Here is a 1,204-nt window from a genome sequence, read left to right as displayed (position 1 = left end):
ATGTAAACATCCCTGTTTCAGTTGCACCGCTGATTAGAGTTTTCCGCTCGTTGGTGTTTCGCCAGGTATTCCCATGGCGTCAGGTCTTCCAGTGAATCGTGAGGGCGCTCATCGTTGTATTCCGTCATCCAGGATTCGGTCAGTTCTCGGACTTCGGTGAGATTCCGGAAGACATACATATTCAAGATCTCGTCCCTGTAAGTCCGATTGAAGCGCTCAACATACGAATTCTGAGTTGGTGTGCCCGGCTTGATAAACTCCAGCTCGATACCGTGTTGCTCAGCCCAATCTGCCAAGGCCATCGAGATGAATTCAGGACCGTTATCCATGCGTAGTTTGGCCGGGTAGCCTCGCCAAGCAATGATGCGCTCCAGAACTCGTATGACCCTCGGTGCTGGCAGGTTCAGGTCAATCTCAATAGCCAGCACCTCCCGGTTAAAATCGTCCACCACGTTGAAGGTGCGGAACCGGCGACCACAGAACAGACTGTCGCTCATGAAATCCATGGACCAGCATCGATTAACGGTGACTGGTACGCTCAATGGCTCCGGGTTTCGTGTCGGGAGTCGTTTCTTGCCCCGTCGTCGTTTGTTCAGGTTGAGAGCACAATACAGCCGGTGTACCCGCTTGTGATTCCATCCGTGACCCCAGCGTCTCAGCACCTTGAACAGCTTGCTGAAGCCGTAGGCGGGATAGCGTTCAGTCGCGCTTTGAAGTGCTGCAATCACCGGTTCATCCCGGGAGGTATCTGGTCGATACCGGTACACAGAGTCACTGATGCCAGCGATTCGGCAGGCCCTGCGGATGCTGACACCGTGAGCCTGCTTGAGGTAATCCACCAGTTCTCGTCGAACGGCTGGCTTTACAGCTTTTTTTCGATCACATCCTTCAGCAGCTTGTGATCCAGGCTCAGCTCGGCGTACATCTGCTTCAGCCGGCGGTTTTCCTCTTCCAACTCTTTGAGGCGCTTCACATCAGAGGCCTCCATGCCGCCATACTTCGATTTCCAGTTGTAGTAGGTCGCATCGGAGATGCCGTACTCCCGGCAGACTTCCTTGACCAGGCGGCCGCCCTCGACCTCCTTCAGGATCTTGACGATCTGTGACTCGCTGTACCGTGATTTCTTCATGTCGTTCTCCGTTTGCCTCATTGTAGGCCGGAGAACTCTAATTACGCATGCGCCGATTTTAGGGGATGGTTACAG

At 54.0% G+C, this 1,204-nt stretch carries 1 protein-coding gene; it reads right to left on the bottom strand.

What is annotated here, in order from left to right:
* Positions 1-17 precede the first annotated feature (17 nt).
* Positions 18-1,129 (bottom strand): IS3 family transposase gene (locus ACP2AU_RS16725; protein WP_227507849.1). Its coding sequence is split into 2 segments (ribosomal slippage): positions 18-868 and positions 868-1,129, totalling 1,113 coding nucleotides; the frame shifts between segments, so codons are not numbered across the junction.
* Between the last annotated feature and the right edge of the window lie 75 nt (positions 1,130-1,204).

It is taken from the genome of Marinobacter sp. VGCF2001 (genome assembly GCF_049943275.1).
Classification (GTDB): domain Bacteria; phylum Pseudomonadota; class Gammaproteobacteria; order Pseudomonadales; family Oleiphilaceae; genus Marinobacter.
Note: the sequence above shows the minus strand (reverse complement) of the source record. Positions and strands in the feature narration are given on the sequence as shown.